18 protein-coding genes are annotated in these 26,048 nt (G+C 68.9%); 11 read left to right on the top strand and 7 right to left on the bottom strand.

The annotated features are described in order from the left end of the window. Positions 1-11: 11 nt before the first annotated feature. From VEA62_RS10625 to VEA62_RS10615, 3 genes are all read right to left on the bottom strand, one after another. Positions 12-995, bottom strand: a complete 984-nt coding sequence (locus VEA62_RS10625) for an alpha/beta hydrolase (protein ID WP_324821424.1) — start codon at positions 993-995, stop codon at positions 12-14. Continuing rightward, on the bottom strand, positions 995-2,440 hold the full coding sequence (locus VEA62_RS10620) for an MFS transporter (protein WP_324821534.1): 1,446 nt from the start codon (positions 2,438-2,440) through the stop codon (positions 995-997). Before VEA62_RS10620 ends, VEA62_RS10625 begins: the two co-directional genes overlap by 1 nt. A gap of 74 nt (positions 2,441-2,514) precedes the next feature. Beyond that, positions 2,515-4,593 carry a glycoside hydrolase family 97 protein gene (locus VEA62_RS10615; RefSeq protein WP_324821422.1) on the bottom strand — a complete coding sequence of 693 codons (2,079 nt, stop codon included), beginning with the start codon at positions 4,591-4,593 and terminating at the stop codon, positions 2,515-2,517. Positions 4,594-4,667: 74 nt separating this feature from the next. Here VEA62_RS10615 and VEA62_RS10610 point away from each other — a divergent pair, with 74 nt between their 5' ends. Then, positions 4,668-5,714, top strand: coding sequence for a LacI family DNA-binding transcriptional regulator (locus VEA62_RS10610; protein WP_414641888.1), 1,047 nt, complete (start codon positions 4,668-4,670; stop codon positions 5,712-5,714). 2 nt (positions 5,715-5,716) lie between these two features. Here the strand turns inward: VEA62_RS10610 and VEA62_RS10605 are convergent, their stop codons facing one another. Both VEA62_RS10605 and VEA62_RS10600 read right to left on the bottom strand, forming a co-directional pair. After that, a complete protein-coding gene (locus VEA62_RS10605) occupies positions 5,717-7,348 on the bottom strand; it encodes an alpha-glucosidase family protein (protein ID WP_324821419.1) in 1,632 nt (543 codons plus the stop codon). A gap of 2 nt (positions 7,349-7,350) precedes the next feature. Then, the gene (locus VEA62_RS10600; RefSeq protein ID WP_324821417.1) at positions 7,351-9,174 is read right to left on the bottom strand and encodes an alpha-amylase family glycosyl hydrolase; all 1,824 of its coding nucleotides are present in this window, start codon (positions 9,172-9,174) and stop codon (positions 7,351-7,353) included. A gap of 291 nt (positions 9,175-9,465) precedes the next feature. Here VEA62_RS10600 and VEA62_RS10595 point away from each other — a divergent pair, with 291 nt between their 5' ends. The 3 genes from VEA62_RS10595 (at position 9,466) to VEA62_RS10585 (ending at position 14,509) form a co-directional block, all read left to right on the top strand. Continuing rightward, a complete protein-coding gene (locus VEA62_RS10595) occupies positions 9,466-12,324 on the top strand; it encodes a TonB-dependent receptor (RefSeq protein ID WP_324821416.1) in 2,859 nt (952 codons plus the stop codon). A gap of 188 nt (positions 12,325-12,512) precedes the next feature. Next, entirely contained in the window at positions 12,513-13,802 is a 1,290-nt protein-coding gene (locus VEA62_RS10590; protein WP_324821414.1) for a sugar MFS transporter, read from the top strand. Positions 13,803-13,903: 101 nt separating this feature from the next. Continuing rightward, the gene (locus VEA62_RS10585; RefSeq protein ID WP_324821412.1) at positions 13,904-14,509 is read left to right on the top strand and encodes a hypothetical protein; all 606 of its coding nucleotides are present in this window, start codon (positions 13,904-13,906) and stop codon (positions 14,507-14,509) included. Here VEA62_RS10585 and VEA62_RS10580 read toward each other — a convergent pair. Further along, entirely contained in the window at positions 14,506-16,017 is a 1,512-nt protein-coding gene (locus VEA62_RS10580; RefSeq protein WP_324821410.1) for a tryptophan halogenase family protein, read from the bottom strand. The two genes, VEA62_RS10585 and VEA62_RS10580, sit on opposite strands and share 4 nt — an antisense overlap. Positions 16,018-16,240: 223 nt before the next feature. On the opposite strand from VEA62_RS10580, the gene VEA62_RS10575 reads away from it, so the two are divergent. Next, complete coding sequence (locus VEA62_RS10575) at positions 16,241-18,400, top strand: AGE family epimerase/isomerase (protein WP_324821408.1); 2,160 nt, start codon at positions 16,241-16,243, stop codon at positions 18,398-18,400. A gap of 354 nt (positions 18,401-18,754) precedes the next feature. On the opposite strand, the gene VEA62_RS10570 is transcribed toward VEA62_RS10575, so the two are convergent. Then, complete coding sequence (locus VEA62_RS10570; protein WP_324821406.1) at positions 18,755-19,501, bottom strand: M48 family metallopeptidase; 747 nt, start codon at positions 19,499-19,501, stop codon at positions 18,755-18,757. A gap of 379 nt (positions 19,502-19,880) precedes the next feature. On the opposite strand from VEA62_RS10570, the gene VEA62_RS10565 reads away from it, so the two are divergent. Genes VEA62_RS10565 through VEA62_RS10540 form a run of 6 tightly spaced genes read left to right on the top strand, consistent with a single transcriptional unit; the run spans position 19,881 to position 25,977 of the window. Next, positions 19,881-20,891, top strand: a complete 1,011-nt coding sequence (locus VEA62_RS10565; protein ID WP_324821404.1) for an NAD-dependent 4,6-dehydratase LegB — start codon at positions 19,881-19,883, stop codon at positions 20,889-20,891. Next, a complete protein-coding gene (locus VEA62_RS10560) occupies positions 20,888-22,060 on the top strand; it encodes a LegC family aminotransferase (RefSeq protein WP_324821402.1) in 1,173 nt (390 codons plus the stop codon). Before VEA62_RS10565 ends, VEA62_RS10560 begins: the two co-directional genes overlap by 4 nt. Next, positions 22,057-23,217: a UDP-N-acetylglucosamine 2-epimerase gene (neuC, locus tag VEA62_RS10555; protein WP_324821400.1), complete on the top strand. Its 1,161-nt coding sequence runs from the start codon at positions 22,057-22,059 to the stop codon at positions 23,215-23,217. Before VEA62_RS10560 ends, neuC begins: the two co-directional genes overlap by 4 nt. Beyond that, positions 23,214-24,290 (top strand): N-acetylneuraminate synthase, encoded by a 1,077-nt coding sequence (gene neuB, locus VEA62_RS10550; protein WP_324821398.1) that lies wholly within the window; start codon positions 23,214-23,216, stop codon positions 24,288-24,290. Before neuC ends, neuB begins: the two co-directional genes overlap by 4 nt. Then, positions 24,287-24,931, top strand: coding sequence for a NeuD/PglB/VioB family sugar acetyltransferase (locus VEA62_RS10545; protein WP_324821395.1), 645 nt, complete (start codon positions 24,287-24,289; stop codon positions 24,929-24,931). The genes neuB and VEA62_RS10545 overlap by 4 nt, the downstream gene beginning before the upstream one ends. Beyond that, positions 24,928-25,977, top strand: coding sequence for a nucleotidyltransferase family protein (locus tag VEA62_RS10540; protein WP_324821393.1), 1,050 nt, complete (start codon positions 24,928-24,930; stop codon positions 25,975-25,977). The genes VEA62_RS10545 and VEA62_RS10540 overlap by 4 nt, the downstream gene beginning before the upstream one ends. Positions 25,978-26,048: the final 71 nt, after the last annotated feature.

Genomic DNA, 26,048 nt, shown 5'->3' with positions numbered 1-26,048 from the left:
GGAGACTCTCGTCAGACTGAAGGGCGGAGGAGGAAGGTGAGAGGCACGTCCAGGCGGGCGTTCCAGCTCTTCTCGTTGTGGTCGGCCCCGGGGAAGACCAGCGAGCGGAAGCGGTCGGGGCCCCAGCCGGCGGCGCGGATCGTCTCGTCGATGCGGGTCTGGAACTCGGCGTAGAAGGCGTCGAGCGTCTCGTCGCCGCGGTCGAAATAGAGACGGTGGCCGCCGGCCCGCGGCAGGCCCTCGCGGATGACGCCCGCCCAGGCCGCGACCAGCCTCTCGCGCCATGGGACCAGCAGGGCCGGATCATCGAGTCCCTCGATCTTCAGGGGCCAATGAGTGGAGACGCAGCCCGCCGCGCCGAAGACGAGCGGATACCGCATCAGGGCGTAGAGCGAGATCAGGCCGCCCATGCTGCTGCCCATGATGGCCGTGTCGTCGCGGCCCGGGCGGGTGCGGTAGGTGCGGTCGATGAAGGGTTTCAGCTCCTCGACGAGGAAGCGGAGGTAGCCGCCGGACAGGGGTTCGCCGCCGTAGATGGACTGGACGTCGGCGCGCATGTCGTCGGGAAGGGCGCGGATCAGGTCGGCGGGCACGTATTCGCGCAGGCGCAGCGGGGTGTTGTGGACGCCGACGACGATGGGGGTGCGGATCTGGCCGCTGGCGGAAAGGCGGGCGATGTGTTCGTCGACGCCCCACTCCGAGCCATAGGCGGCGCGTGATCCGTCGAACAGGTTCTGGCCGTCGTGCATGTAGAGGACAGGCCAGCGGTGCGTCGGGTTTTCGTCGTAGCCGGGCGGCAGCCAGACGGTGACGTCGCGCGGCTGGACGTGCGCCGAGGGCATGGCCGGATGCTCGACGAGACGGCCGTGGGTCGGGGCTTGGGCGCGGGCCGCGGAGGCCAGCGGCAGGGCGGCGAACCCGGCCAGCACCGCGCGGCGGTGGAACCCCTCCACCGCTTCGCGGTCCCCCTCCCCACTGGCGTGGGGAGGAGACATCACGTCCCCTCCTTCGGCACCAGCAGGCTGGCGCCGGCGGCGATCAGGAAGCTGACGGCGCCGAGCACCAGCGCCCAGATCGCGTCGCCGCCGAACACGCCCTTGAGGATGGCCCCGAGGATGGTGGCGGCGACCAGCTGGGGCACGACGATGAAGATGTTGAAGATGCCCATGTAGACGCCCATTTTCCGGCCCGGCACGGCGTTGGCGAGGATGGCGTAGGGCATCGACACGATGCTGGCCCAGGCGAAGCCGACGCCGATCATCGGCAGCCATAGCAGGGCCGGATCGCGGATCAGGAAGACGCCGAGGAAGCCCGCCGCGCCGAGCGTCAGGTTGACGGCATGGGCCCCTCGCAGACCGGTCCTCCGCGCCAGCACCGGAATCAGGAAGGCGGCGAGGGCGGCGACGCCGTTGTAGACGCCCATCAGCACCCCGACCCAGTTGGCGCCCTCGCCATAGCCGGCGGAGGTGGGGTCCGGCGAAGCGTAATGCACGGCCGTCACCGCCGGGGTCAGGTAGATCCACATGGCGAAGAGGGCGAACCAGCTGAAGAACTGGACCACGGCCAGACCCTGCATCGTCTTCGGCATGGCGAAGATGTCGCCCAGTATCTCGGTCAGGGTGTTGGAGCGTCCGGCCGCCGCCAGGGCGCCGGCGGCCATCTGCATCAGGCCGAAGGCGACGATGAAGCCGGCGAGGACATAGAGCTCCTTCTGCAGGCCGAGCAGGTTGACCGCGCTTACGCCGAGCACGCCCGCCAGAGCCCAGATCAGCCCGCCCGTGTACCAGGCCCGCTGCGAACGGGCGGGGGCGGGGGCGTGGCCCACGTCGCGCGCGGCCTCGAACGCCTCGATCTGTTCGGGACTGTATTCGCGGGTGGTGAAGACGGTCCAGAGGACGGCGGCCAGCAGGGCGGCGGCGCCGACGTAGAAGGAGATGCGCACCGCCATCGGCACCACCCCCTCGGCCGCGGTGGCGGCGACATCGAACCACTCGGTCAGGATCCATGGCAGGCACGAGGCGAACACCGCCCCGGCGCCGATGAAGAAGCTCTGCATCGCATAGCCGGTGGTGCGCTGCTCCTCGGGCAGGTTGTCGCCGACGAAGGCGCGGAACGGCTCCATGGTGATGTTGATCGAGGCGTCCATGATCCAGAGCATCGACGCCGCCATCCACAGATACGGACTGTGCGGCATGACCAGCAGGGCGAGGGTGGTCAGGATGGCGCCGACGAGGAAATACGGCCGGCGGCGCCCCAGCGGTCCCCATGTCCGATCGCTGAAGTGGCCGACGATGGGCTGGACCAGCAGGCCGGTCAGGGGCGCCGCGATCCACAGGATGGCGAGGCTGTCGACCTCGGCACCGAGGGTCTGGAAGATGCGGCTGGTGTTGGCGTTCTGCAGCCCGAAGCCGATCTGGATGCCGAAGAAGCCGACGCACATGTTCCAGATCGCCCAGCCGCTGAGGCGTGGACGGGCGGAGGCGACGGCGTTCACCGCGTCGGGCGTGACGGTGGTCAACGGCGGCTCCTTCCGAGAGGCACGAAGCGGATGGCCTGGCCGCCGCCGGGGGCGAGGCGCAGGTCCAGCACGTCGGCGGCGGTGACCTCGCGCTGCTCGATGACGATGGCCTCGCGGTTGGTCTTCCAGTGGGCGTCCGGGGCGTCGCGGTAGATCTCGGCGCGGTAGCGGCGGCCGGCCTCGAGGAAGGTCAGCGGCTCGGAGAAGGAGCGCGGCGACTCGTCGGTGATGGAGCCGAGGAACCATTCGTCGGAGTTGCGGTCCTTGCGCACGATGGTGACGTAGTCGCCGACCTCGCCGTTCAGCACGCGGGTCTCGGCCCAGTCGACGGCGACGTCCTTGATGAACTGGAACGGGCCGGGGTTGCGCTCATAGTTTTCGAGCAGGTCGGCGGCCATCTGGATCGGACTGTAGATCGTCACATAGAGGGCCAGCTGCTTGGCCCAGGTGGTGGCGATGCCGTCGGGGCTGCGCGTGGTCATGCCGAAGATGCCGGGCGTGTAGTCCATCGGCCCGGCCAGCAGCCGGGTGAAGACCAGATTGACCTCGTGCTCCGGCGGGTTGCCGGGCTGGCCCCAGGCGCTGAACTCGGTGCCCCGCGCGCCCTCGCGGCTGATCATGTTCGGATAGGTCCGGCGCAGGCCGGTGTCCTTGAACGGTTCGTGGGCGTTGATCGCGACCTGGTATTTCGCCGCCGTCTCGATCACCCGCATGTGGTGGCGGGCCATCTCCTGGCTCTCGTGCCAGGCCAGGTGCGCCTGGCCGTCGGGGCCGGTGACGCGGGCGCCGCCGGCGTCGGCGACATAGCCGGTCTTCACCGAATGCCAGCCGAACCGCTGCATCTGGGCGAAGGCGGCGTCGAGCTGCTTCTCATAGTGGAAGCCGTTGCCGCCGGTTTCGTGGTGGCCGATGATCTCCACGCCCTTCTGGCGGGCGTAGGCGGCGATCCGCTCGATGTCGTAGTCGGGATAGGGCTGGGTGAAGCTGTAGTTCCAGCCGGTCCCGAACCATTCGCCGTCCCAGCCGACGTTCCAGCCCTCGACCAGCACGCCGCCGAAACCGTGCTCGGCCGCGAAGTCGATGTGCTTGAGGGTGTTCTCGGTGGTCGCGCCGTGCTTCGGACCCGAGTTCCAGGTCTTCAGGTCGAGGTGCATCTCCCACCAGATGCCGACGTATTTCATCGGCTTGAACCAGCTGACGTCACCCAGCCTGTTGGGCTCGTTGAGGTTCAGGATGAGACTGGATTCGACCAGGTCGCCCGCCCTGTCGGCGATCTGGATGGTGCGCCACGGGGTGGCGAACGGGGCCTCGCGGACAACGGCGGCGTTGGTCAGGCCGGGGGTCAGCATGGCGGTGAAGCGGCCGCCCTCGGCGCGGCGCAGGTTCATGCCGGCGTAGTCGATCGTCGCCGCCTCGTGGATCGACAGGTGCAGGCCGTCGTCCAGCTTCATGGTCAGCGGCGTCTGTGCCACGCCGACGGCGGAGATCGGCGTGCGGTTGTAGAGATATTCCTCGCGGTTCCACTCGAAGGCCGGGATCCACCAGGCCGTGCCCGGCGAGGCGACGGTGAACTCGGTCAGTTCGGCGCCGATGTTGAGCGTCTTCAGATTGGGCTGGTCGGGGAATTCGTAGCGGAAGCCGAGGCCGTCGTCGTACAGGCGGAAGACCACGTCCATGCGGCGCTCGAGGCCCCACTTCTCGGCCAGGTGGACGCGGAACTCGGTGTAGTGGTTGCGGATGAAACGGCGCTCGCCCCACGGCTGCTCCCAGGTGTCGTCATGCTCGGTCGGGGCGTCGGCGGCGACAGCGAAATTGCGCTCCAGCTTGGCCGCGTCGGTGAGCAGGAAGCCGAGCCGCGAGGGGACGATGACCTGCCGGCCGAGCCGGGAGACGCTGTATTCCGGGCGGCCCTCGCCGGTGACGCCGACCTCGACCGTGATCACCCGGCCGGGCGAGGAGGCGCTGACCCGGCCGTTCGATCCGGCGGGCGCCTGGGCCACCTCCTGCGCCTTCGCCGCGACCGGCACGGCCGCGAGAACGGTGGTGGAGGACAGGAGGGATCGGCGGGTCAGCATCGGGGTACGCTCCGGATAACAGGGCTTGCCAAGCAGGCTTGGCGTGGCGCAGATAACGCAAGGTTTGCAGCAAAATTTGCAGCAGGGCCATCAGCAGGAAACCAGACGTGAGCCGCCGCAATACCCGCCTCGAGGATCTCGCCACTCTGGCGGGGGTCTCGATCTCGACCGCCTCGCGGGCGCTGAACGACAGCCCGGCGGTGAACGCCCGGACCAAGCAGCTGATCTGGAAGCTGGCGCGCGAGCACGACTATCCGTTCCGGCGCTACATGCCGGCCGGTCCGATCGGCGCCGACGGCGTGATCGCCCTGGTGACGCCGCGGCCGCAGGGGCGCGAGGGGCGGCTGAGCGACCCGTTCTTTCTCGAACTGCTGGCCGGGGTCGGGGAGGCGGCGCGCGAGCGCGGCTGCGACGTGATCATGAGCCATTTCTCGCCGACCAGTTACGACGACCTGTCGGCGGCGATGAACACGAGCCGCGCCGATGGCGTCATCTTCCTGGGCCAGAGCACCCTGCACCAGAGCCTGAACCGGCTGGCCGAGACGGAGGGACGGTTCGTGGTCTGGGGCGCGCAGATGCCCGACCAGGCCTATTGCTCGGTGGGATCGGACAATCTGGCCGGCGGCCGGCGCGCCACCCTGCATCTGGCGCGGCTGGGGCGGAAGCGGATCGTCTTCCTCGGGGACCTGGATCCGCCAGAGGCCATGCAGCGCCATCGCGGCTATCTGGAAGCCCTGTCGAAGTCCGGCATCGAGGTCGACCCCGACCTGATCATGGAGGCGCATTTCGAGGTCGAGTCCGCCGAGGCCTCGGTCGACAGCCTGATCCGCCGCGGCGTGGCCTTCGACGGCGTGGTCTGCGCCTCGGACCAGATCGCCCTGGGCGCGGTGCGGGCCCTGCTGCACGCCGGGCTGCGGGTGCCGGAGGACGTCTCGGTGATCGGCTTCGACAATGTGCCGTTCAGCCGCTATGCGCGCCCGGCCCTGAGCACCATCGCCCAGGACACGATGAAGGCCGGCCGGCTGCTGGTCTCCAAGCTGCTCGACAACCCCGGCGACTCCGTTGGCCGGTCGGAGCGGATCCCGACCGACCTGATCGTGCGCGAGAGCTGCGGGGGCTGAGGTCATCCGGTCGCTTCGGCCAGAACCAGGCCGGCCATCGGCGGCAGGACGCCACCCGAGCCTGCCGCGAGGTTGACCGTCTCGACGACGCGCCAGCCGGCCGGCGCCGTCCAGTCCACCGCCTGCTCCGCCAGATTGAACACGCACAGCAGGCGCTCCCCGGCCAGGACGCGCTCGAAGCAGAGCAGTCCCGGGGCGCTGTCCACCAGCCGCATGTCGCCGCGGGTCAGGGCCGGGTGCGCCTTGCGCACGGCGACGAGGCGGCGGGTGAGGTTGAGCATGGAGGCGGGGTCCGCCTCCTGACGATCGACGGCGAGCGCGACGTGCCGCGGATCGACGGGCAGCCACGGTTCGGCGGTCGAGAAGCCCGCGTGGGGCCGGTCCGCCGACCACGGCACCGGCGTGCGGGCGCCGTCCCGACCCAGCGTCTGGGGCCAGTTGGCGATGGCTTCGGGATCGACGAGCCGGTCAAACGGGACATCGGCCTGGGGCAGGGCCAACTCCTCGCCCTGGTAGATGAAGACATTGCCGCGCAGGCACATCAGCAACAGCATGGCCATGCCGGCGAAGGCGGTGAGGTCGCGGCCGCCCGCCCAGCGCGAAATGGCCCGCGGCGCGTCGTGGTTGGAGAAGGTCCATGACGGCCAGCCCTGGCCGTCGCGCCCGTGCCAGGCCTCGGCTCCTTCGCGGACCAGCTGGTCGTTCAGGGCCGGGGCGTAGAGGTAGAGGAAGCCGTAGGCGCTGTTCAGATGGTCGTCGCCGGCGGTGAAGGCCTGCATCTCCCGCTCGGCGTGATCGCCGCCGACCTCGGCCACGGTGAAGCGGCCGCCGTAGCTGTCGGTGAGGGCGCGAACGCGTTTGAGGAAGTCGGCGATCTGCGGTTGGGACTGGTTGAACACCTTGTCCTGGAAGTCGAACGGCCGGGTCCGCTTGCCGCCGGGGGGCAGGGGCGGATTGTCCCGCAGCAGCGGGTCGTGCATCGAGAAATTGATGGCGTCGAAGCGGAAGCCGTCCACGCCCCGGTCGAGCCAGAACCTGGCCACGTCCAGCAGGGCGTCCTGCACCGCCGGCAGATGCAGGTTCAGCTGGGGCTGCTCGGGCAGGAAGTTGTGCATGTAGTACTGGGCGCGCCGGGCGTCCCAGGTCCAGGCCGGGCCGCCGAACACCGACTGCCAGTTCGACGGCGGCGTGCCGTCCGGCTTGGCGTCGGCCCAGACATACCAGTCGGCCTTGGGGTTGGTGCGCGACTGGCGGCTCTCGCGGAACCAGGCGTGCTGGTCCGAGGTGTGGGCGAAGACCAGGTCGGTGATGATGCGCAGGCCCAGCCGGTGCGCCTTGGCGATCAGGGCGTCGAAATCGGCCAGGTCGCCGAAGATCGGATCCACGTCGCAATAGTCGGCGACGTCATAGCCGAAATCCTTCATCGGCGAGGTGAAGAAGGGCGACAGCCAGACCGCGTCGACGCCCAGCGAGGCGATGTGGTCGAGGTGATCGGTGATCCCTTTCAGGTCGCCGACGCCGTCGCCGTTCGAGTCGGCGAAGCTGCGCGGATAGACCTGATAGACCACGGCGCCGCGCCACCATTCGGCGGCGTCGGCGCGGGCCTGCGGGGACTCGAGACTCTGAACGGACAAGCTCAACCTTCGGATACGCAGACGATATAGCCCAGGGCGGGCAGGGAGACGGAGACGGCGCCGGGCGCGGCGGCTCGGGAAGGGCACCGGCCGAGCAGGGCGCGCCAGCCGGAGGACCCGGTTTCGACCGGGACGTTGACGTCGCGCGCTTCGGTTGAGGTGTTGAACACCACCAGCGTCTCGCCGTCATCATCAAGTCTGGAGATGGCCAGGATGCCTGGAGTCTGGTCGGCGATGCGGACCGCGACCCGGCCGCGCCGTAGCCGGACGTCGGCGGCGCGGACCCGGGTCATCTCCGCGATGCGGCGGTACATGTCGGCATTGGTGTCGAACGGGCCGGCGGCCCGGCCGATGCGCCGGTCGTCGGCGTAGGAGGGGGTCCGGGTCTCGAACATGTCCTGGCGCGAGCGTCGGTCGTCGCCATCGCCCGTGAAGCCCTGCTCGTCGCCATAGTAGATGACCGGCACGCCACGGCCGAGCACGACCATGGCATGGGCAAGGGCCGAGCGGTCGAGCAATTCGGCGTCGGAGATGTCGGGCAAGGCGTTGAGGATCAGGTGGCCGATCCGGCCCATGTCGTGGTTGCCGGTGAAGGTCGGGAGGCGGCGGGCGGTCTCCACGCCCCCGGCGTAGATGGCGTCCTCCATCAGCAGATAGCCCATGGCGTCGGGGCGCCGAACGCCGGTGACCATGTCCTGCACCGTGCGCTGGTAGGCGAAGTCCAGCACCGTGGGCAGGCCGTCGACGACCGTGTGCATGGCGGCGGCCCCGCTCTGGAAGTCATAGGTCTCGCCGAAGATGTGGAAGTTCGGGATGCCTCTGGCCCGGGCGCGCTCGAGGATGGCGGGGACGAAGACCTGCCAGAACTCCGGATTGACGTGGCGGGCCGTGTCGATGCGGAAGCCGTCGACGCCGTAATCGTCGATCCAGCTGCCGTAGATGTCGATGAACCCCTGGATGACGCGGGGGTGTTCGGTGAACAGGTCGTCGAGGCCCGAGAAGTCGCCGTCCATCCGGGCTTCGCTGTACCAGGCGCTGTTGCCCCGGTTGTGGTAAAGGCCGACGTCGTTGAGCCAGGCCGGAACCTTGAGCGTCTCTTCGCCGGCCGGGGTGTAGGGGGTGTAGGCGTAGTCCGGTCGGGTCAGGGTCGAGAAGTCGGACCCGGGTTCGCCGCTGAAGCCGGGATTGATCGGCTCGCCCTCGAGCCCGCCGCGGCGCTGGTATGGATAGTCGCCCTTCCAACGGTAGCCGCAGTCGTTGGCCGGGCACTCCCGGTATCTGATGACGTCGGCGGTGTGGTTGATGACGATGTCCAGATACACCTTCATCCCGCGCGCGTGGGCCGCGTCGACCAGTGCGCGGAACTCGTCGTTGGTCCCGAAATGCGGATCGATGCGGGTGAAGTCCGTGATCCAGTAGCCATGGTAGGCGGCGCTCTCGTGTCCCGGCGGCCCCTGCACGGCCTTGTTCACGAACGGGGGCGCGATCCACAGGGCGGTGACGCCGAGGCCCTGCAGATAGTCGAGCCGCTCCGTCAGGCCGCGAAGGTCGCCGCCGTGGTAGAAGCCGGGGTCGGCCGGATCATAGCCGGTCCGGAGCCGGTCGCCCGCGAGGCCGCCCCGGTCGTTGGCGGGGTCGCCGTTGGCGAAGCGGTCGGGCAGCAGGAAATAGATCACCTCATCTTCAGCGGGACGGTCGCGCACGGCGGCGGCGGGGTCCTGGCGGGCCTGGCCTGCGAGGACGGGCGCGGCCGTGACGGCGGATGCGACGCCGGCGCACAGGGCGGCCGCGCAAACCCAATTCGGCCGCTTCCAGCGTCCCGCCATCGTCTCCGTCCCTCCTGGTCGTCCGTGGACAGCATGGCCCGCCGGATCGGTTTGCAAGATTTTGCAGCGGAGATGGCTCATGTCAACTGGCTCACGCAAGCGGTCAAAATTGCGGCGCTGCAAGGATAAAGCCCTTGTGCAGTGCGAAATGGTCAAGCCCGGCCGTCACTTTTCGGACACAGACGAGCGCGGTCTGGAGAGAGGGTGCTTGCATCCTTTCCATAAGTTTGCATAACTTTGCGATGACACCGGACGCTTCGACAGAAAAGCGACGGCCTTAGGGAGAATGACATGCGAACCCAAGTGACTCGCCGTGCCCGTCTGCTCGGAGGCGCCGGCCTCGGCGCCGTCGCCGCCCTGGCCTTCGCCGGAGCCGCCTCGGCGCAGGACGCGTCGCAGCAGGATCCCACCCAGGTCGACGAGATCGTCGTCACCGGCATCCGCGGCTCAATCGAGAGCTCGATCGCCAGCAAGCGCGAGAACTCGTCGATCGTCGAGGTCGTGACCGCCGAGGACATCGGCAAGCTGCCGGATGTCTCCATCGCCGAATCGCTGGCCCGCCTGCCCGGCCTGACCGCCCAGCGCCTCGACGGCCGTGGCCAGGTCATCTCGATCCGCGGCCTCGCGCCGGACTTCACCACCGCCCTGCTGAACGGCCGCGAGCAGGTCTCCGCCGGCGACAACCGCGGCGTCGAGTTCGACCAGTATCCGTCCGAACTGCTGGGCAGCGTGCTGGTCTACAAGACCCCCGACGCGGCCCTGATCGGCCAGGGCATGGCGGGCACCGCCGACCTGCGCACCATCCGGCCGCTGGAATACGGTCGCCAGGCCATCGCGCTGAACGCCCGCTACGAGTGGAACGACTACGGTGCGCTGAACTCGGGCACCGAGGACACCGGCCAGCGCTACAGCGTCAGCTACATCGACCAGTTCATGGACGGAAAGCTGGGCCTGGTGCTGGGCTACGCCCACCTGTCGACGCCGTACCAGGCCGAGCGGTTCAACGCCTGGGGGTATCCGAGCGTCGACCTCGGCGACGACCGGTATGGCGTCGGCGTCGGTCCGGCCCGTGCGCCGCGGCCCGGCTACGCCGAGGAGATCGGCCAGCTCGTGATCGGCGGAGCCAAGCCCTACGTCCAGTCGAGCGAACTGGTCCGCGACGGCTACATGGCCACGATCGAGTTCCGGCCGAACGACCGCTGGCACTCGACCTTCGACGCCTTCTATTCCGAGTTCGACAACACCCAGATCCTGCGGGGCATCGAGTTCCCTCTGCAGTGGGGCGGCAGCGCCGGCGTCTGCGGCACCTCGACCTTCACCTCCGTTGCGACGCCGACGTGCCGTCCCCAGCCGGCGCTCGGGCCCGACACCACGATCGAGGACGGGATCGTCGTCGCCGGCACGTTCGCAAACGTGAAGGGCGTCGTCCGCAACGACGGCAACCGCCGCACCGCCGAACTGACCTCGCTGGGATGGAACAACGAGTTCCAGCTCGACGACAACTGGGCCGCCTCCCTCGACATCAGCTATTCGAAGGCGGACCGGACCGACACCGTGCTGGAGACCTATTCGGGCACCGGCCGCAACGTCGCCGGCGCGGTGGACACCCTCGACTTCGTGACCACGCCCGAGGGCACCACCTTCACCAGCACGCTCGACTATTCCGATCCGAGCCTGATCCTGCTGACCAGCCCGCAGGGCTGGGGCGGGATCCCGGGCGGCCAGGACGGCTTCATCAACAGCCCGTCCATCGTCGACGAACTGCAGTCGATCCGCGGCGAAGTCGGCCGCGACTATGAGGAAGGCCCGTTCAGCCGCTTCTCGTTCGGCGTCAATGTGACCAGCCGCGACAAGGAGCTGACGCTCGAGCGCTACTATTTGTCCCTGGCCGCCAACGTCGCCGATCCGACCCATTCGACCAGCGTGCCGGTGCCGACCCAATTCCTGCTGGAGCCCACCCAGCTGGACTATCTCGGCCTCGGACCGATGATCAGCTACGACCCGTTCGCGCTGGTCGACAGCGGCATCTACGACCTGATCGCCCCGCAGGACGACAACCTGCTGGCGTTCGGCTGGGCGGTGTCCGAGACGGTGGTGACCAGCTACTGGAAGGCCGACATCGACAGCCAGATGTTCGGCATGCCGGTGACCGGCAACATGGGCTTCCAGGTCGTCTACACCGACCAGAGCTCCGACGGCACCGTCGCCTCGGGCGATCCGGCCACGCCGGCGCCGGTCACCGGCGGCGACGACTACACCTACATCCTGCCCAGCGCCAACCTGGCCTTCGAGGTCCGCGACGACCTGTATGTGCGCGTCGGCGTGGCCCGGGAACTGGCCCGGCCGCGGATGGACCAGATGCGGGCGTCGATCAACATCGACTACAACGCGGGCCGCGCCACCAGCACGGACGTCAACCAGTCGCCCTGGGGCGGCAGCGGCGGCAACCCGGAACTGCGTCCGTGGATCGCCAACGCCCTCGACCTGTCGATCGAGAAGTATTTCGGTCGCCGCGGTTACGTCTCTCTCGCCGGCTTCTACAAGGACCTGCAGAGCTACATCTACGACCAGCAGACGCTGACGGACTTCACCGGCTACCCGGTGTCGAGCGGCCCGGAGCCGGCGATCCGACAAGGCTTCATCTCGGCGCCGCAGAACGGCGAGGGCGGGGTCATCCAGGGCGTGGAGTTCGCCGTCTCGGTGCCGTTCGACCTGTTCTGGGAGCCGCTGGAAGGCTTTGGCGTCAACTTCAGCGCCTCGTGGACCGACAGCGACATTATCCCGAACCCCGGCAGCCCCTCGACGCCCCTGCCCGGCCTGTCGGAGCAGGTCAGCAACCTGACCGTCTACTACGAGCGGAACGGCTTCCAGGCCCGGGTCAGCAACCGCTATCGCTCCGAGTTCCTGGGCGAGCTGTCCGGCGTCGGCACCGACCGCATCCAGCGGATGGTCGACGCGGAATCCGTGGTCGACGCCCAGATCGGCTACGAGTTCCAGTCGGGTCCGCTGGAAGGCCTCTCGGCGCTGTTCCAGGTCAACAACCTGACCGACGAGCAGTTCAAGACCTTCGAGAACAACGATGCGCGCCGCGTCATCGACTACCAGCAGTATGGCCGGACCTATCTGGTCGGGATCAACTACCGCTACTGATCGTCCCAACCGATCAGCAAGACTGGACCGCTTCCGGGAGACCGGAGCGGTCCTTTTTGCATCCGGGGCCCGGGCGGAGCCACTTTTGGTTACGGCTTCGGTAAAACGGCTGGACGCGGCCGCGCGACGATGAAACCGTTTGCAACAGCGCCGCGCTCGCAGAGGCGCGGCTACCCCCGGGGAGAGAAATGACCGATACCAATGCGCCGGCGCGGCAGGGCACGACCCTCGCCTTCGCCTATGTGACCACCCTGTTCTTCGCCTGGGGTTTCGCCACCTCGCTGATCGACCCGCTGATCGCGGCCGTTCGCCGGGTGTTCGATCTCAGCACGGCGGAGGCCATGCTGACCGCCTCGGCGTGGTTCATCGCCTACGCGGTCGTTTCGGTGCCGGCGGCGGCGGTGCTGAGCAAACTCGGCTACAGCCGCTCGATCATCTCCGCCCTGGCGGTGATGGTGCTGGGCTGCCTGATCGTGCCCGTGGCCACGATCCTGGACTGGTACCCCGGCGTCCTGATCGCCCTCTTCGTTATCGCCTCGGGCGTGACCCTGCTGCAGGTGGCCGCCAACCCGCTGGTCGCGGCGCTTGGCTCCAAGAAGAGCTCGCACGCCCGGCTGAATTTCTCGCAGTTCTTCAACTCGCTTGGTACGACGGTCGGACCGTATCTCGGCTCGACCGTGCTGCTCACCGGAGGCGTGTTCGCGGCCGGCGCCGTAGTCACCGCCGCGACGCGGGACGAGTCGCTTCGCAGCATCGACTTCGCCTTCCTGGCGCTCGGCGGCTTCTTCGCGGTGGTCGCCTTCTTCATCTTCACGGCCCGCAAGAAGATCAACGCCGCCGCCGCAGGAGCCGAGGAGGCGGGCGGCGTGTCCTCGCCGTTCAAGGCATTCGGTTCACCCTGGGCGCTGTTCGGGGCGCTCGCCATCTTCATCTATGTCGGTTCGGAAGTGGCCATCGGCGGCATTCTGACCAACTTCCTCTCCAGTCCGACCATACTGAACATTCCCGAGGCCGACGCCGGTCGGATGGTCAGCCTGTACTGGGGCGGCGCCATGGTGGGCCGCTTCATAGGGGCGCTGCTGCTGACGAGGGTGCGGGCCGGCGTGCTGTTGACCGTGAATACGGCGGTGGCCGCCCTGCTGTGCCTCGTCGTGACGCAAACGTCGGGAGAGACCGCCGCCTATGCGGCGATCGCCATCGGCTTCTTCAACTCCATCATGTTCCCGACCATCTTCACCCTGACGCTGGAGCGTTCGAGCGCGCCGGCGTCGGCCACGTCGGGCCTGCTGTGCACGGCCATCGTCGGCGGGGCGGTTCTGCCCTACATCGGCGGCCAGATCGCCGACGCCTCGGCGACCTTCAATCCGGTCTTCTACGTCCCGCTGGTCGGCTATGTGCTGTTGACCGTCTTCGCCCTGGCCGCGGCCCGGGCGCGGGTGAAGGACGGTGATGTCGTGGCGGCTCCCGCCTCGCACTGACCGCACCACACTCGCAAACGTGAGGGCCGCCGGGGCATCCCCCGGCGGCCCTTGTGCGTTCCGGGGCTTCGCCCAGGAGGGCGGAGCGGCAGTGAGCGTAGATGGTGCGCGTGTGGATTCTCGGCGTCGCCCTGGCCTTGATCGCAGGCCAGGCCTGGGCGGAGGTGACGGTGACCTTCTACGCCCACCCCGGCGCGCGGGTACGCGGCGGCTACCTGCTCTTCCCCCATGCCTATGTGCATGCCGAAGGCACGGTCGACGCCACCGGCGAGCCGGTCGACTGGTCGGCGGGGTTCACCGCCAGAAGCCCTGGCCCGCAACTGCTGTTCGCCCGCGGCGGGGGCGTGGTGACGGCGCCCGACGCCCGCTATGTCGGGGAGGGGCGGCCGTTTCTGAGGCTGACGGTCGACGACGCCACCTGGCATGCGCTGAAGGCCCGGGCCGAGTGGTGGAACAGTCCGGAAGGCTCGGTCTACGACCTCAGGCGGCGCAACTGCATCACCTTCGTCGCCGACCTGGCGAGGGTGGCCGGGCTACGCACCGCTCGGGAGCCGTCGATGAAGCCGGGAACCTTCCTGGAGGCGACGGCGGCGCTGAATCCGCACGCCGCCTGGCGGGACGAAGTCGAAACGCCATCGGTCGCCGCGACGCCCCTCGTGGTGGTCGCCCGGCCCGCCGAAGGGCCGGCTCCGGGGCCGGTCCGCTAGGCGTCGCCAGACCACATGTTGTTGGCCTTCAGGAAGGCTTCGTGGTCGGGCAGGGCCTCGACCGTGCGCGCGAACACCTCGGAGACGTTGCGCAGGCCGGCGGCGGCGCGCTCCTGATCCTGCCAGGCGTACAGCGGATTGAACATCCGGGGCTCGATCCCCTGGCCGTACATCACCGCCAGCCACGACGCCTGGCTGAAATATTCATCGGCGCCGACCTGGTAGAGCAGCGCCCGGTCGCGGAAGGCCTCGACCCGTTCGGCCAGGCTGTCGGGGATCGGCATCGCCGCCACCTGCCGCCAGAATGGCGTGTCGTCCCTTTGGGACGCATGATAGTGCAGGATCACGAAGTCGCGGATCAGCTCGACCTCGCGGCCCAGCCGGCGATTGTAGGCGGCGATGTTGACCGGGCTGAACGACCGGTCCGGAAAGTGTTGCAGCAGCCGCACCAGACCCGCCTGGACCAGGTGGATGCTGGTCGACTCCAGCGGCTCGATGAAGCCGCTGGACAGACCCAGGCTGACCACGTTGCGGTCCCAGTAGGTCTTGCGGCGGCCGGTCACGAAGCGGAGCAGGCGCGGCTCGGCCAAGGGCTCGCCGTCCAGATTGGCCAGCAGAGTCTCGCGCGCCGCGTCGTCGCTGACGTGGTCGGAGCAGTAGACATAGCCGTTGCCGGTCCGGTGCTGCAGGGTGATGCGCCATTGCCAGCCGGCGTCGCGGGCGGTCGACAGGGTGTAGGCTGCGGCGGGGGCGACCTTGGCGCAGGGGACCGCGACGGCGCGGTCGACGGGCAGCCAGTGCGACCAGTCCTCATAGCCGGCCTTCAGCGCCCCCTCGATCAGCAGGCCGCGAAAACCGGTGCAGTCGATGAACAGGTCCGCGGTCAGGCTCCGGCCATCCTCGAGCGTGATGCTGTCGACGAAGCCGTCCTCCGGGCGCTGCACGACCTCGACCACCTTGCCCTCGACGCGCTCGACGCCGCGGCCCTCGCAGACCCTGCGCAGATATCTGGCGTAGAGGGTCGCGTCGAAATGATAGGCGGTGAACAGGCCGTGGCGGGGCGAGCGGGGGTCAGGATCCCGCGTGCCGACCTTGCCGGCGTCCGCGGCCCGCCAGCAGATCGAATAGTCGCCGAGCGGACCCACCCGGCCCTTCGACTGCAGCGCGAAGAAGGTCTGCTGAAAGTCGGCCAGCGTGAGGCCAGGACCGAAGCTGCCAAACGGATGGGTGTAGCGGTTGCCGATATGGCCCCAGTCCTGGAAGACGATGGCCGTCTTCAGTGTGGCCCTGGTCTCGCGCATGAACTCGGCCTCGTCGAGCCCGATCATGACGTTGAAGTCGCGGATCGGCGGCACCGTTGCCTCGCCGACGCCGACGATGCCGATCTCTTCGGATTCGACCAGGGTGACCTTCGCGTGGGGGCCGAGCGTACGCTGCAACGCCGCCGCGGCCATCCATCCCGCCGTTCCGCCCCCCACGATCAGGATGGTGCGGATCGGCCCGGTCATTCTGTCATCCCCCTCCAAGGCGCCGCAGGCGGGCATCAGCGCGGATGACCAGTCTGTGGGCAATCTTCAGCATATCGGCCAAATGGTGATTTCCCAAACGGCCGCCCCGCGTGCAACGCCGCTGATGTGTCCTTGACGCACCTCCTGTTAGGATCGCCGTGGCACGATGGGCGGCCGAGTCCCGAGACGGCGCCGGGACCGAAATGCGACAGGGGGCGCGGCCATGGCGATCTATCCGGTGATCCTGTCCGGCGGCGCGGGCACGAGGCTCTGGCCGGCCTCGCGGGACCAAAGGCCGAAGCAGTTCCTCAGTCTGGCGGGGGATACGTCACTGTTCCAGGACACCGTCGCCCGGGTCGCCCCGCTGACCGGAGAGGACGGCCGGATCGTGGTGGTCGCTGGCCGCGACCACGCCGCCTCTATCGGCGAGCAGCTGGGCGACGCCGCGGCGGTCCTGCTGATCGAACCCACGGGCCGGGACTCGGCGCCAGCCATGGCGGCGGCGGCCGAATGGATCGCCCGTCGGGATCCGGCCGGGGTGGCCCTGTTCGTCGCGTCCGACCACCATATTCCCGACGCCGCGGGTTTCAGGGCCTCCGTCCTCGAGGGGGCGCGGGCGGCGGAAGCGGGCCGGCTCGTCACCTTCGGAGTGCGACCCACTGAACCTTCATCCGCCTACGGATATATCCAGCCGGAAGGGCCGGGCCTGACGCCAGTCCGCCGGTTCGTCGAAAAGCCAGACCGCCAGAGCGCGGAGGCCTATGTGGCCGAGGGCTACTACTGGAACAGCGGCAATTTCGTCGTCCGAGCGGACGTTCTCTTGGCGGAACTGGACCGGTTCAGGCCGGATGTCCTTCGGGCCGTCCGGGCAGCCATGCCGGATGAAGAGGGGCCGGTGGTGACCCTGAAGGACGCATTCAGCGACGCGCCCCGAATCTCGATCGACTACGCGGTGATGGAGAAGAGCGCCCGGGTCTCGGTTCTGCCGGTCGAGTTCGGCTGGTCGGATCTGGGGGCCTGGGACGCCGTCGCGGCGACCGGCGGCGCGGCCCGTGGCCTGTGGATTGGCGGCCAGGGCGACGGGGCTAATCTGGTGCGAGCGGCGGAAGGCATGGTCATCGCGACCGCGGGCGTCAGCGATCTGGCGATCATCGCCGAGCCGGACGCCGTGCTGGTCTGCCATCTCAGCCGATCCCAGGAGGTGAAGGGCCTTGTGGAGCGTCTGCGCACGCTCTCGCCGACGCATGTTCGTGGCGGCCCGTCACGAGATGCGCTGGGCGATCGCGCCCGCGCCTTCGACGGCTGGATGCGCTTCAACGCCCTGCCGCTGTGGGCGACCATCGGCGTGGCGGAGGACGGCGGGTTTCACGAAGCCATCGCCCGAGACGGCGAGCCCGTCGGCGATTTCCGCCGCGCCCGCGTCCAGACCCGCCAGGCCTGGGTCTACAGCATGGCGGGTTCCGCGGGCTGGACGGGGCCTTGGCGGCGGCTGGTGAGAGACAGCCTTGAACGATTCGAGGCGACCAACAGGCGGGCGGACGGGCTCTATCGAACCCGGGTCTCGGCTACGGGAGAGGTGATCGACGACACCGCCTCGCTGTACGATCAGGCCTTCGCGCTTCTCGCCTTCGCGGCGGCGGCGGAGGCGGACGTCGAGGCGGAGGCCATGAGAGCCCGCGCCGGATGGCTCCGTGAGGCGCTGGCGGGCCTCTCCCATGGGGCCGGCGGCTGGCGCGAGGATGCGGGTCATCCGTATCAGGCCAACGCCCATATGCACTTGCTCGAGGCCTGTCTGGCCTGGGAGGCGGTCGAGCCTCGGGGTCCATGGACGGCGATGGCGGACGGCATCGTGGACCTGGCCCGCCGCGCCTTCATCGACGCCGAGGGTGGCTTCCTGCGCGAATTCTTCGACGCCGACTGGCGGCCAGCGGCCGGCGAGGCCGGGACCCTGGTCGAGCCGGGGCATCAGTTCGAATGGGCGTGGCTGCTGACGCGATGGGGGCGGGCGAGGGCGGACGACTGGTCGGCCGGGGCGGCGAGGCGGCTCTACGAGGCCGGCCGGCGCGGCATCGACGTCGCCCGCGGGGTGGCGATCGATGAACTGGATGACCGGCTGGCGGTCCGTTCGAGCCGAGCCCGCCTGTGGCCGCAGACGGAATGGCTGAAGGCCGCCCTGATCCTGGAGACGGACCTTCCGGCCGGCGAGGCCGCCCGTGCGCTCAAGGCGCTGCGGACCTATCTGCAGCCGACGGGTTTGTGGGGAGACAAGCTGGAGGCGGACGGAGGCTTCGTGGACGAGCCGGCGCCGGCCAGCTCGCTCTATCACATCGCCGCCGCTTGGGCTCAGTTGCGGGAGAGCGGATTCTGCACCGCCGACGCGTAGTCAGAGAAAGGATTTCGGCTCGTGATAGGGTGCCGGGGGTCCGCGGTGGAGCGGAAGCACGGCGACCTCTCCATAGAGTCCGGCGGACTGCAATTTGAGTGGCCGGGGCGCCGGAGTGTGCTGGGCCGGCTGTTCGCTGGGCTTCATGCAATCCTCCCCAATTAACACGCCCGTAGCCTAATGCCTCTTCACCATGCCTGGTCAAGCTAGGGCGTGAGTTAGTCCGCCATGTATTCGGGGGGCGCCGCTGCATGCAACCCGCGCGACGGCCGCGTGTGACAGGCGATCGAACGCGCGGTCGCCACCCACCGACGAGCAGGTACCCCGCGACGAAACGGCTGCCGATGCTGGTGGTCAGGGGAGGAGTTCGCCCCCGGCGGCGCGTTTCGCTTCGATCTCCCGCTGGACCGCCTCCAATGCCACGGCGCGGGCGCCGGCGGAGGCATGGCCGATCTGTGGAAAACGGACCCGCCAGTTCGAAGCGCCGAACCGACGCCAGAATGGCGCAGCGACTGCCGGGTCGTAGCCGGCGCGGGCGGACAGGTAGAGCCCCACCCGGTCAGCCTGCGCCTCGGCGCCGCCTCCGCCGCCCCGAGCTCGCCAGACCCGCTCATTGGCGCGTCTCGCCTCGCCCTCGGCGTCATTCCAGGGCCGGTGGCCCAAAACGTGATGAGCCAGCTCGTGACCCAGGACAAGAGCCAGTTCATCGTCGGTTGCTGCGAAGCTGGCCAGTGCCGTGCTGATGAACAGGCGCCGGCCGTCCGCGCGGGCGTTCAGTTCGTCTGACGGGTCTACCTGAACGTCGTAACCGCAGGCGCGCTGCGGCCGGAGCAGCGCGTCTAGGGTCTCACCGTCCCGCTCCACGCTGACCTGAGTCGGGCCACGGGCGAGGGCGGCGTCGATGATGCGCAGGTTCGCTTCCAGGCCTTCCCATGTCGCGGCACCCTCAAGCTGGCCGACCGAGAGGCTTGCGTCGCCGACCGCCAGTAGAAGATCGCCCGTCCGAACTCCCGCGGCGGCAGCCGGAGAGCCGGGGGGTGCGGCCAGGACGCCGGGCAGGTCGCCGCGAAGTCCGAAGCGCCTTTCGGCATGAGGTCGCAACGCTGGACTATACTGGCGGGCGGAGTGCAGGGCCCAGCCTGCGGAGAGGCGCACGATCGGACAGAGGTCGGCATTAGCCTCGGAAAGTCGCCAAGCGACCCGCGCGACCCTCTGGTCGAGATCAGTGAGCGCCGTGAGACGCAGGGCTTCGTCCGAAGCCACGAGGACAGGCGGGGGTGGGCCAAGGGTCGGGCTACAGGCCGCCCCAGCCCCGACCACGGCGGCGGCGAGCAACAGGCGAGGATGCAATCGACCGGAAGTCATCCGATCCAAAGAACACGATACACTGGAGAAAGACAACGCGGCCCCCAGGCGCGTGATTTTTCGGTTCGTTAACGGGCGCTAATCACCTTGCACGAACGGGGCGTGGAACAGATCGATGAAACTGGACGGCAAGAGCATACTCATCACCGGCGCCGACGGCTTCATCGGCTCGCATCTGACCGAGCGGCTGGTCCGGCGCGGCTGCGACGTGCGGGCCTTCGTCCAGTACAACAGCCTGGGCTCCTGGGGCTGGCTGGACGAGAGCCCGGCCGAGGTCCGACAGAACCTCGACGTCTTCGCCGGCGATGTGCGCGATCCCCACGGCGTCCGCACGGCCATGACCGGCTGCGACGTGGTCCTGCACCTCGCCGCCCTGATCGCCATTCCCTACAGCTACCACTCGCCCCAGACCTATGTTGAGACCAACGTCCTGGGCACGCTGAACATCGTCCAGGCGGCGCGCGACCTGGGCGTCGAGCGGGTGGTCCACACCTCGACCAGCGAGGTCTACGGCACCGCCCGTTTCGTGCCGATAACCGAGGCGCATCCGCTGCAGGGCCAGTCGCCCTATTCGGCGTCGAAGATCGGCGCCGACCAGATCGCCCTGAGCTTCCATGCCGCCTTCGGCACGCCGGTGACGGTGATCCGGCCCTTCAACACCTATGGGCCGAGGCAGTCGGCACGGGCGGTGATCCCGACCGTCATCAGCCAGATCGCCGCAGGCGCGGACCGGATCAAGCTTGGAGCCGTGCACCCGACCCGCGACTTCACTTTCGTGAGCGACACCGCCCGGGCCTTCGAAATGCTGGCCGAATGCGACGCAGCGGTGGGGCAGACGGTCAACGCCGGCAGCGGCTTTGAAATCTCGATCGGAGATACGGCGCGGGCGATCATCGAGCTGATAGGCCGCGACGTGGAGATCGTCACCGATGATCAGCGCCTGCGCCCCGAGGCCAGTGAGGTCGAGCGTCTGTGGGCCGACAGCACCCTCATCCGGTCGCTGACGGGCTGGACGCCCGGGTACGGCGGCGGCGACGGCTTCAGGCGTGGGCTGGGCGAGACCATCGACTGGTTCAGCGACCCGGCCAACCTGGGCCGCTACAAGACCGACCGGTACGTGCTGTGAGCGGCGATCTCGCCGACCGGGTGCTGGCCGCCGTCCGCGCCGCCCTGCCGGACGCGGCGCTGCCCGCCCCCTTGCACGCCCCGGAGTTCCGCGGCCGCGAGTGGGACTATCTGAAGGACTGCCTCGACACCGGCTGGGTCTCGTCGGTGGGAGCCTATGTCGATCGCATAGAACGCGATCTGGAGAGCTTCACCGGGGCGCCCCATGCGGTCGCGGTCTCGAACGGCACCGCGGCGCTGGACGTCTGCTTCCGCCTGGCCGGAGTCGGGCCGGGCGACGAGGTGCTGGTCCCGACCCTGACCTTCGTCGCCACCGCCAACGCCATCACCTATCGGGGCGCCACACCGCATTTCGTCGATTCGGAGGAGCAGACCCTCGGCGTCGATCGGGCGCGTCTGGAAGCCTACCTGCAGTCCGTGGCGAAGGTGGAGAATGAGACCTGCGTGAACACCCGCACGGGACGGCCCATCCGGGCGCTGGTCGTCATGCATGTGTTCGGTCACCCCGCCGACATCGAGGGCTTGGTCGAGGTGGCGGCGCGCTGGAATCTGGTGCTGGTCGAGGACGCAGCGGAGGCCTTGGGCTCGCGCTGGAGGGGCCGGCACCTCGGCGGCTTTGGCCGGCTGGCGGCGCTGAGCTTCAACGGCAACAAGATCGTCACCACCGGCGGGGGCGGGGCGGTGCTGACCGCCGATCCCGACCTCGCCAGGCGCGCCAAACACCTGACCACGACCGCCAAGGTCCCGCATCGCTGGGCTTTCGAGCACGACGAGATCGGCTGGAACTACCGGATGCCCAATATCAACGCCGCACTCGGCTGCGCCCAGCTGGAGCGGCTGCCCGACATGCTGGCCCGCAAGGCCGAACTGGCCGACCGCTATGTGCGGGTCTTCGAAGCGGTCGAGGGCGTGCGCCTGCTGCAGCCGCGCGACGGCGCCGAAGTGAACCACTGGCTCAACGCGGTGGTTCTAGACCGGCCCGACCGTGCGGCGAGGGACCGGCTGCTCCAGACGCTGAACGACGCCGGCTATCAGGCCCGGCCGTTGTGGACGCTGATGCACCGCCTCCCGATGTACGCCGGTTGCCCCCGCGACGACCTGCCAGTGGCGGAGGCGCTCGAGGACCGGGTGATCAACCTGCCCAGCAGCGCGGCCCTGGCGGACAGATGAAGAGCCGTCGCCGGATCTGCGTGGTGACCGGGGGGCGGGCCGAGTACGGCCTGCTGCGCTGGGTGATGCATGACATCCGGGCTGCGCCGGGGCTTGATCTGCAGCTCATCGTCACGGGAACCCACCTCGAGCGACGTTTTGGAATGACCGTTGGGGAGATCGAGGCCGACGGGTTTGCGATCGACGCCCGGATTCCCCTGCGACTGGACGGCGACGCTCCAGGCGACGCCGCGCGGGCCATGGCCCGCTGCCTGACGGGCATGGCTGAAGCCCTTGACCGGCTTTCTCCCGACATTCTTCTGGTGCTGGGCGACCGCTTCGAGATTCTGGCCGCGGCCGAAGCGGCGGTTCTTCACCGGATCCCCGTCGCCCACATCGCGGGGGGAGACATCACCGAAGGCGCCTTTGACGATGCGTTCCGCCACGCCCTGACCAAGCTGTCGGCGATTCATCTGGTCACCCATGACGCCGCCGCCCGCAGGGTGGCCCAGATGGGCGAAAACCCGGAACGAATCCACATAGTGGGCAGTCCGGGGCTGGATCACCTTGTCCGAACCCCCCTGCTGGATCGGTCCGCGCTGGAGGTCGCCCTGGGGGCCCCCCTCGGCGACCGAAACCTGCTGGTCACCTTCCACCCGGTGACCTTGGCCGGAGACAGAGGGCTGCACGAATTCCGGGCCGTGCTGGCGGGACTGGAGGCGCTGCCGCGCGACATCGTGAAATGGATCACCCGGCCCAACGCCGACCCTGGTCACCTCGGGCTTGAGGAACTGCTGGATCGGTGGGCGGCCGCCCGGTCCGACGTGCATGTTTTCGCTTCCTTGGGACAGACGCGCTATCTGTCGCTGATGGCCCAGGTGGATGCAGTGGTGGGGAATTCGTCGAGCGGCCTCTACGAAGCGCCGTCGCTGCGCGTGCCGACCGTTAACGTGGGTGACCGGCAAAAGGGGAGACTGAGCGCCGCTTCCGTCATCCACTGCGAAGCCGATGCGAAAGCTGTCGCTGAGGCAATCGAAGCGGCTCTCGCGCTCGACTGCCGGACGGTGGAGAATCCCTATGGCGATGGGAGGAGCGCGTCCCGCATCGTCTCGATCCTGCAGGCTGCGCCGGACCGCGAAGCCTTGCTGGCCAAACGGTTTTACGGAGGATCGGCGTGACGAACCGTGTTTTCGTGATCGCCGAGGCCGGAGTGAACCACGACGGCTCGTCCGATGACGCGCGGCGCATGATCGACGTCGCCGCAGACGCCGGCGCCGACGCCGTCAAATTTCAGACCTTCCACGCGGATCAGCTGGTGACCCGCCGGGCGGCCAAGGCGGCCTATCAGGCCCGCAACACCGGCCGTGACGACGGCCAGCATGCGATGCTCAAGGCTCTGGAGCTGGATCGCGACACCCATCGGATGCTGGCCGCCCATGCGGCGGCGCGCGGGGTGCGCTTCATGTCCACGGCCTTCGACCTCGACAGCCTCGACTTCCTCGTCGGACTGGACATGCCCGCGGTCAAGATCCCGTCGGGCGACCTGACGTGGGGAGCCATGTTGCTTCGCGCGGCCCGCGTCGGCCGCCCCCTGATCGTATCGACGGGCATGGCCTCGCTGGACGAGATCGGCGAGGCGCTGAAGGTGATCGCCTTCGGCATGGCGCGGCAAGGAACGCCGGCGGGCGCGGCCGATCTGGAGGACGCCATGGCCGACCCGGCGGCGCAGGCGAACCTGCGAGACCGGGTCACCCTGTTGCACTGCACGACCGAATATCCAGCTCCGCTGAGAGCGGTGAACCTGCGCGCCATGGATGTCATGCGCGAGCGCTTCGGGCTTCCGGTCGGCTATTCCGACCACACCTTGGGGACCACGGTGGCGATCGCAGCCGTGGCGCGGGGCGCAACGGTGATCGAAAAGCACTTCACGCTCGACCGCGGACGGACGGGACCGGATCATGCCGCCTCGCTGGAGCCGGATCAGCTTGCCACGATGATCGCGGCCATCCGCGAGGTGGAATCCGCCTTGGGCGCCGCGCGCAAGGAACCCGCCCTCGAGGAGATCGCCAATCGCGAGATCGCCCGGCGCAGCCTTGTCGCGGCCCGGCCAATCGCCGTAGGTGAGATCTTCAGCCTCGACAACCTGACCGCCAAACGACCCGCCGACGGCTTGTCGCCTATGGCGATCTGGCCATTGCTGGGCCGGTCGTCTTCCCGCGACTACGCAGCCGACGAGGCGATCGAGTCATGAGTGCTCGTCCGGTTGTCGTGGTGGGCGCGGGCGGCCATGGCCAGGTCCTCGCCGACGCCCTGCAGGCGACCGGCAAGTCGGTGCTAGGCTATGTCGAGCCTCGGGCGCCCATCGCAACCCTGGTGGCGGGCCTGCCCGTGCTCGGGGGGGACGACTGGCTCACCCTCGACGGGGGCTATGACCTGGTCAACGGACTTGGCGGGGCGGGCGGGACCGAGGGGCGCGGACGCCGCCGGGCCGTGCAGCAGGTGCTTGAGACGGCCGGCTTCCGCTTCATCGGCGTCCGCCACCCGTCCGCCCTCGTCTCACCGGCGGCCCGAATCGAACCGGACGCCCAGTTGCTGGCGCGTTGCGTGGTCCAGACCGGCGCCTGCATCGGCGCCGGGGTCATCATCAACACCGGAGCCATCATCGAGCACGGCTGTCGCGTCGGCGCCTTTAGCCATTGCGCGACCGGTGCGATCCTGTGCGGCGACGTCGCCGTCGGGGAGGATTCGCACATCGGCGCCGGGGCCGTAATCCGTCAGGGGGTGGCGCTGGAGAGCGGCGTCATCGTCGGCGCCGGTGCGGTGGTGCTGGGGGGCGAGCCGGGCGACGGACCGCTGCTCGGCGTGCCGGCGAGACGGAGGGAGGAGAAATGAAGCACTGGGAGAAGGCCCTGATCGGACCGGAGGCGACGTTCCGCGACGCCCTGGTGTCGATCGACGCGACCGGCGCCGGCATGGCCCTGATCGTCGACGGCGAGCGCCGGCTGCTGGGGGTTCTGTCCGACGGCGACCTGCGCCGCGCTCTCATCCGCGGGGCGGGGCTCGAAGACGCCGCCCTGACCGGGGCCAACCGCGAACCCTATTGCATCGACCAGCACCAGGACCGCGCCGCCACCCTGGCCATGCTGCGGGCCCACGGTCTGCGCCAGTTGCCCGTGCTCGACGCCGCGCGGCGAGTCGTCGGCCTGACCACGGTTTCCGACTTCCTCAACATTCCGATCCGCAGCAATACGGTGGTCATCATGGCCGGCGGCAAGGGCGAGCGGCTGGCCGAACTGACCCGCGACACCCCCAAGCCGATGCTCAAGGTCGGCCCGCGGCCTATCCTCGACACCATCGTCGGCAACCTGGCCGGACAGGGTTTCCGCAATTTCTGGCTGGCCGTGAACTACAAGGCCGAGCAGATCGAGCGCCATTTCGGGGACGGCTCGGCGCTTGGCCTCGACATCCGATACCTGCGCGAAGCGAAGCCTTTGGGCACCTGCGGGGCCCTCGCCCTCCTGCCGCGGCAGGACCAGCCCCTCATCGTCACCAATGGCGACGTCCTGGCCAAGGTCGACTACGGCCATGTGCTGGAGTCCCACCTCGAGGCGGGCGCGGACGCCACGGTGGTGGTGCGCGACTACGAGATGCAGGTGCCGTTCGGAGTGATCAACGCCGAGGCGGGCCAGATTCTGCGCATCGATGAAAAGCCGACCCAGAGTTATACGATCAGTGCGGGGGCCTATGTCCTGTCCCCCGGCGCCCTCGGCAAGGTCCCGGCCGATGCCTACTACGACATGCCGACGCTGATCGCCGATCTGATCGCCGCCGGGATGTCGGTCCGCCAGCAACGCGCCGAGGGGTATTGGATGGACATCGGCCGCCCGCCGGATTATGCGCAGGCCAACGCGGATTTTGGCGCGGTTTTCGAGACCTAGCAGGGCGGGACCCTTTTTGGACGCAGTGGGTGGATAGCGAGGTCGCTCTCTGACCAGGTCGCGTGTCGCGG

It is taken from the genome of Brevundimonas sp., from assembly GCF_035627475.1.
Taxonomy (GTDB): Bacteria; Pseudomonadota; Alphaproteobacteria; order Caulobacterales; family Caulobacteraceae; genus Brevundimonas.
Note: the sequence above shows the minus strand (reverse complement) of the source record. Positions and strands in the feature narration are given on the sequence as shown.